This is a genomic window from Streptococcus sp. 1559 (assembly GCF_013276735.1).
Classification (GTDB): Bacteria; Bacillota; Bacilli; order Lactobacillales; family Streptococcaceae; genus Streptococcus; species Streptococcus pseudopneumoniae.
The window spans coordinates 1-6,502 of record NZ_VMLO01000028.1 but is presented as its reverse complement, the minus strand read 5'-3'; the positions used below and the strand labels follow the sequence as shown (position 1 = coordinate 6,502).

Annotated in this window: 6 protein-coding genes; 1 reads left to right on the top strand and 5 read right to left on the bottom strand. The window is 38.7% G+C overall.

What is annotated here, in order from left to right; all coding sequences use genetic code 11:
* Window positions 1-56: 56 nt before the first annotated feature.
* The 5 genes from HT688_RS04640 to typA form a co-directional block, all read right to left on the bottom strand.
* Window positions 57-698 (bottom strand): ABC transporter ATP-binding protein, encoded by a 642-nt coding sequence (locus tag HT688_RS04640; protein ID WP_050208755.1) that lies wholly within the window; start codon window positions 696-698, stop codon window positions 57-59.
* 1 nt (window position 699) lies between these two features.
* Entirely contained in the window at window positions 700-2,721 is a 2,022-nt protein-coding gene (locus HT688_RS04635; protein WP_172923592.1) for a bacteriocin-associated integral membrane family protein, read from the bottom strand.
* Window positions 2,722-2,792: 71 nt separating this feature from the next.
* On the bottom strand, window positions 2,793-3,092 hold the full coding sequence (locus HT688_RS04630) for a lactococcin 972 family bacteriocin (protein ID WP_000850382.1): 300 nt from the start codon (window positions 3,090-3,092) through the stop codon (window positions 2,793-2,795).
* 392 nt (window positions 3,093-3,484) lie between these two features.
* Window positions 3,485-3,739, bottom strand: coding sequence for a DUF3165 family protein (locus tag HT688_RS04625; protein WP_000262804.1), 255 nt, complete (start codon window positions 3,737-3,739; stop codon window positions 3,485-3,487).
* Between the two features lie 19 nt (window positions 3,740-3,758).
* The gene (gene typA, locus HT688_RS04620) at window positions 3,759-5,600 is read right to left on the bottom strand and encodes a translational GTPase TypA (RefSeq protein WP_000164111.1); all 1,842 of its coding nucleotides are present in this window, start codon (window positions 5,598-5,600) and stop codon (window positions 3,759-3,761) included.
* A gap of 161 nt (window positions 5,601-5,761) precedes the next feature.
* Here typA and HT688_RS04615 point away from each other — a divergent pair, with 161 nt between their 5' ends.
* Window positions 5,762-6,487, top strand: a complete 726-nt coding sequence (locus HT688_RS04615) for a 16S rRNA pseudouridine(516) synthase (protein WP_050208759.1) — start codon at window positions 5,762-5,764, stop codon at window positions 6,485-6,487.
* Window positions 6,488-6,502 lie beyond the last annotated feature (15 nt).

Genomic DNA, 6,502 nt, shown 5'->3' with positions numbered 1-6,502 from the left:
TGCGGCTAGCTTCCTAGTTTGCTTTTTGATTTTCATTGAGTATGAATCTTACCATATCATCTATGTGATAAATCGGTAACTCGAATAACTTGGTCCACTTGCTCCCAAATCAGAGGATTGTGGGTCGCAATAATAATGGTCCGATTCGGATTTTTTAAAGATTCTAGGATAGAAAGTAATTCCTCAGAGTTTTTGGGGTCTAAGGAAGCGGTTGGTTCATCTGCCAGAATCAAAGGTGGATCCTTTAAAATTATCTTCGCTAGTGCAACACGTTGTGCTTCTCCTCCTGATAATTCAAAGATAGGTTGCTTTAAATCCAAATAAGAGAGGTTAACACGGTTTAGAGCTTGTTTCATCAAAGAGATTTTCTCTTTTTCTTTCAACTTTTTACCAACTAAACCCAGATTGAGGTTCTCTTTGACGGTTTGGCTTTCAATTAAGCCAAAATCTTGAAATAGATATCCTAAGTAATCTCTAAAGAAAACAGAAGGCTTGATGTCCTTAAGAGAGGTGCCATCATAGATAATTTGCCCTTTGTCATATGACTCTAATCGTCCAATCATATTCAAGAGTGTTGTCTTACCACAGCCACTTGTACCGATTAAGGCATAAATTTTCCCACCTTCAAAATGAAGATTCGTATCTGAAAATAGCTGACGGCTTCCAAATTTTTTAGATATATTCTTTAGTTCAATCATCCTATTTTCCTTTCATAATTGTCATAGAAACACGAGATTCTTTCTGCGCTTGACGGTAAAGCGTCAAAACTGCACTAGCTAGAAAGACGAATAAAGTGAGCAAGCCAATCACCAAGTCTCGACTGCTTAAAATAAAGAAACTAGCACCAAATACAAAACTGGCAAATTGACTAACCATATACTGAGCATGTGTTTCAAAAAATCGTAAACCTGAAATTCGTTTAATCAGAATATCTCGGCGGAATTGCTCGAAATATAGAAGATTGACAGAATAAAAGAGTAACAAGGAACTAGCTATTCCAACAATAGCTCCTAGGATTAAAGTTGCTGTTTCAGTTTGAACTTCATTATAACGAGTTAGATAAACACTTCTTCCTTCTTTAAGATAAGATACTTGCTCATAAATTCCAGCTTTCTTCAAGAGTTCTAGCCCACTCTCATATCCTTTGATAAAAAGTTGTTTTCCAGCATTGATAGACCAAACATATTTTGAAATGAAACTATCACCTGTAGATGTTGGAGTAAATACAACTAAAATCGGATCGGTTAAGTACTGAATGGATACTGGGCTTTCACCGTTATTATAAACAAATCGCTTTTCTCCAGTTGGAAGATAGCTAATAATCGCTCTCATTTCATACTCTAAAGGAGCACTTGCCTCCTCACTTGATTGCCCGTAATAGTTCAAACTTTCTTCAAAAGCTTTCTTAAGTTCTGCTTCCTGTGAACGAAGAGATTCTGGTAGTAAGAGTCCAAATTCTCCTTTTTGAAGATGGACTAACTTCTGTTTGGTCTCAGCATCTACCACGACCTTTTCCTTGTCCAAATAACTTGGGCTGACATAGAGAACATTAGCATCTGGACTATAGGTATCCAGTGTCTCTCCCTGTTCATTTTTTCCTTGAGGATTTGCAAAATGAATGAGATTCTCTTTTACAAATAGAGCCTGTTCTTTTTCAACTGCTTCTTTGGAAAATTCATACCACTTATTCTGATTTTCTGTATCTTTTCCTCTATCACCTAAGCCAAAAGAAATTTGATAATAGTCTGCTCTGTCCTTCCACGCTTGTTTTGAAATTTCAAGTTCTTTCAATCGTTGGTAAGACGTCAAGCCCGTCTTAACAGCGTAGCCTACTGTAAAAACAGCTACTAACTGACACAATAGGGTTAAAGCCATCAAGCGTTTAAGGGGTAATCTCCCCTTAATAACAGGAACTAATGATTTGTAACTCAAACTCATTAGATAAAGGAGCATTAGTAAAATTGAAATACCCAATAAAAACAACAGATAGAAACTAATCCCAAAACCATAGGTGGCTAACAAGATAGGATAAAACAAACCTTGACTAAAAAGAACGACTCCCCCACCTAGGAAGGAAAGGAGGGCTGATAGAAGGAGCCATTTGATATCAGTCGATAAAGAATGCCCCATGATGGATAAGAGAGTCTGACCAGAAAAGAGTTTTATACCTGCTGCTCTCATTTCCTTAATCCGAGTGATAATCACTAGAGCAAAGAAAGATAAGCCAAATATTGCTAAACTAATTAAAATAAGGGGATTTAGTAATATTCGAAAAGCAAGAGTATAGGGCGGTGTCTTTCGGTCAGGAATTGCTTTATAACCCAAATCTCCTAATTTATCGGCAAGCTTTTCTTTCGTCAAGGAGCCTGACAAAAGGAGATAACTATTTAGTGGATCACTACGTTCACGACTTTCTTGACTAGCTTCTTGGAATTGTTTTGGTAAAGTTCCCTGACCATAAATTGCATAAGTAAAGTGAGTTGTCCCATCCTTACTCGGCTCTACAATTCTTCTAGCTATTAAACTCTGTTCTGAGTTTGCAAAATTCTCCAATTCCTGTTCAAATACCTCACGCGTCGGTTCCTGAGTATCCTTTTTGACACGAAGTAAGGAGACGGAATCATAGCTTGCATATAAATATTGTGGCGCACGTAAGACAATAATCCAAGCAAGGAAGAAGCTGAGAACAAAAGTTGATAGTAATATGAATAGTTTCTTCATAGTAGACTCCTTGTAAACAAAATTCCCCCCTGTAATTTCTTACAAGGGGAATTATCTAAGAAAACTAAATATTAGTCATAGTCATAGTAAAATGCTACTTGTTCCCCAAATTTAGTCCAAATCCAAGCCTCTGAAGTTTTCCCTGCAACTGCTGTTCCTTTATCTGAATGACTATCCCATTTACTTACAAGAGAAGAAGAATGATATTTTTTACCATGATAGTAATTTGAAAAAGCCCAACCACCTCCTGAACCTTCTCCATATGTCCATACTCCTCCATCTGGATATTGTACAGCAGCTGATGCAGCTCCCAATAATGTAAAGCTTGAAATAAGAGCTAGAGCAAGTAATCTATGTTTTTTCGTTTTCATTTTATTTTTCCTTTCAAAAAAAGCACACCCTGAGCAACAATGCAACAAAATAAATCCTCCTCTCTCTTTTTTGAAACCGATTTCTTATATAATAAGAATAGCATTTTTATTATTTGTTGTCAAGGAAAAAATCGAATTTTTTAGATATTTTACTATATTACCTTTATGAATAATATTTTTATATTACCTATATGAATAATATTATATAGTAGTTTTATTTCGAAATAATATGCAACCAGTACTAACCAAATATTAAATAGATGTCATTGACAAATTTTATTCAAGTTTTTCCCATTCATATTATCCAAGCAAAAGAGATGATGTTATAGTAAAAAAACAATTCAAACTATTGTAAAATTCCTACCAAAAAAAGAGAGCCAAAACTCTCTTTTTTATCTTCTTTTACCTTTTTTGACTGGCATGAGTGTGATGTCTCTCACACTAAAGTAAGCTAGGATTAACATGGCTATTGCTAGGAACATTTCTGTTGGTAATTGAAAAATTTTCAGAAAAGATAGAGCCAACAAAACCAAAAGTGCCACTAAAATACATACCATAGCGACGATATTGACTGTCCCTTTAATACTTTCTGGTGTCGCAAATACATAGAGTAGGAGCAGTAAAATCCCTAGGACTAAATAGACCATCTTTCTCTCTTTCTAGCTCTTATTCAGCTGATTTTTTCTTCTTGTTAGCTTTCTCACGCTCTGCCTTGTTAAGGATTTGTTTACGCAAACGGATAGACTCAGGCGTTACTTCCATGTACTCATCGTCGTTCAAGAACTCAAGAGACTCTTCAAGTGTCAAGATACGAGGAGTCTTGATAACAGCTGTTTGGTCCTTAGTAGCTGAACGAACGTTGGTCATTTGCTTCGCCTTAGTGATGTTAACTGTCAAGTCGTTTTCACGAGAGTTTTCACCGATGATCATTCCTTCGTAAACTTCAGTACCTGGGTTGACAAAGATAGTACCGCGTTCTTCGATAGACATGATAGAGTAAGTTGTAGCCTTACCAGCATCGATAGAAACAAGGGCACCACGGTGACGACCACCAATTTCACCTGGAATCAATGGCAAGTATTGGTCAAAGGTATGGTTCATGATACCGTAACCACGAGTCATTGACAAGAACTCAGTTGAGTATCCAATCAAACCACGCGCTGGAACAAGGAAGACCAAACGAGTTTGACCATTACCAGTTGAAATCATATCCAACATTTCACCCTTACGTTCAGAAAGGCTTTGGATAACAGATCCTTGGTATTCTTCTGGAGTGTCGATTTGTACACGCTCAAATGGCTCACATTTAACACCGTCGATTTCTTTTACGATAACTTCTGGACGAGATACTTGAAGTTCATATCCCTCACGACGCATTGTTTCGATAAGGATTGACAAGTGCAATTCTCCACGTCCTGAAACAGTCCATTTATCTGGTGAATCAGTTGGGTCAACACGAAGGGAAACGTCTGTTTGCAATTCTGCCTGCAAGCGTTCTTCCACCTTACGAGAAGTTACCCATTTACCTTCTTTACCAGCAAATGGTGAGTTGTTGACCAAGAAAGTCATTTGAAGAGTTGGCTCATCGATGTGTAGAATTGGAAGAGCTTCAACTGCGTCTGTAGGAGTAATGGTTTCACCGACAAAGATGTCTTCCATACCTGAAACGGCAATCAAGTCACCTGCTTTTGCTTCTTGGATTTCACGACGTTCCAAACCAAAGAAACCGAAGAGTTTTGTAACACGGAAGTTTTTAGTTGTGCCGTCAAGTTTAGAAAGGGTAACTTGGTCCCCAACTTTAACAGTACCACGGAAGACACGACCGATACCAATACGTCCAACGAAGTCATTGTAGTCCAAAAGTGATACTTGGAACTGCAAAGGCTCATCTGAGTTATCTACTGGAGCCGGGATGTGGTCGATAATTGTGTCAAAGATTGGTGCCATAGTCGCTTCTTGGTCAGCTGGATCATCTGACAATGAAGAAGTTCCGTTGATCGCTGAAGCATAGACCACTGGGAAGTCAAGCTGGTCGTCATCTGCACCAAGCTCGATGAACAGTTCCAAGACTTCGTCCACTACTTCTGCTGGACGAGCTGATGGTTTATCGATTTTATTGACAACCACGATTGGGACAAGGTCTTGTTCCAAAGCTTTTTTCAATACGAAACGAGTTTGTGGCATTGTTCCTTCGTAGGCATCTACGACCAAGACAACACCGTCAACCATTTTCATGATACGCTCAACTTCTCCACCGAAGTCCGCGTGTCCTGGGGTATCCATGATGTTGATACGAGTTCCGTTGTAGGCAACAGCTGTATTTTTAGCAAGGATGGTAATTCCACGCTCTTTTTCGATATCGTTTGAGTCCATAGCACGCTCAGCCAATTCAGTACGTGCATCAAGCGTTTCTGATTGTTTCAATAATTCGTCAACAAGGGTTGTTTTACCGTGGTCAACGTGGGCGATAATCGCAATGTTACGGATATCTTCTCTTAATTTTGTCATGATTTCCTCTATAATATTCAAAATTTATTTTCTAACTGAACGATTATACCATAATTTCAGGTAAATAACATAACTCAAGCAAGTGTAAATGTTTTCACTCCGCTTTTCTTTTCACGTCAAGCCTTTTCAAAGCAAGCGACTTATGATAAGATAGGCACAGTATGCGTTTAGATAATTTATTAGCCCAAGAAAAAGTTAGCCGAAAGGCCATGAAGCAAGCCTTACTCAAAGGGGATATTCTCGTCGATGGTTGCCCAGCCCGCTCCCTAGCCCAAAATATCGATACAGGACTACAGGAACTCCTTTTTCAGGACCGAATCATTCAAGGCTATGAGCACACCTATCTGATGCTTCATAAGCCTGTTGGTGTCGTGACAGCCAATAAAGACAGGGAACTTCCAACCGTCATGGACCTCCTTCCGCCTGACATCCAGTCTGATAAGCTCTATGCCGTCGGCCGACTGGACCGAGATACAACGGGACTCCTCCTCTTGACCGATAACGGTCCCTTAGGCTTTCAGCTCCTCCATCCCCAATATCATGTCGATAAAACTTATCAAGTTAAAGTTAATGGACTTCTGACACCTGACCATATCCAAGCCTTTCAAAAAGGAATTGTCTTTTTAGATGGCACTGTCTGTAAACCCGCAAAACTAGAGATTCTATCTGCAAGTCCCTCCCTCAGTCAAGCCTCTATCACCATTTCAGAAGGAAAATTTCATCAAATCAAGAAAATGTTCCTCTCGGTTGGTGTTAAGGTGACTAGCCTCAAGAGAATCCAATTTGGGGACTTTACATTGAACCCAGATTTAGCAGAAGGTAACTACCTCCCTTTGAACCAAAAAGAGTTACAAATCATTAAAAACTATTTAGAGATGAGTCGATAAAGTCATAACCACCCG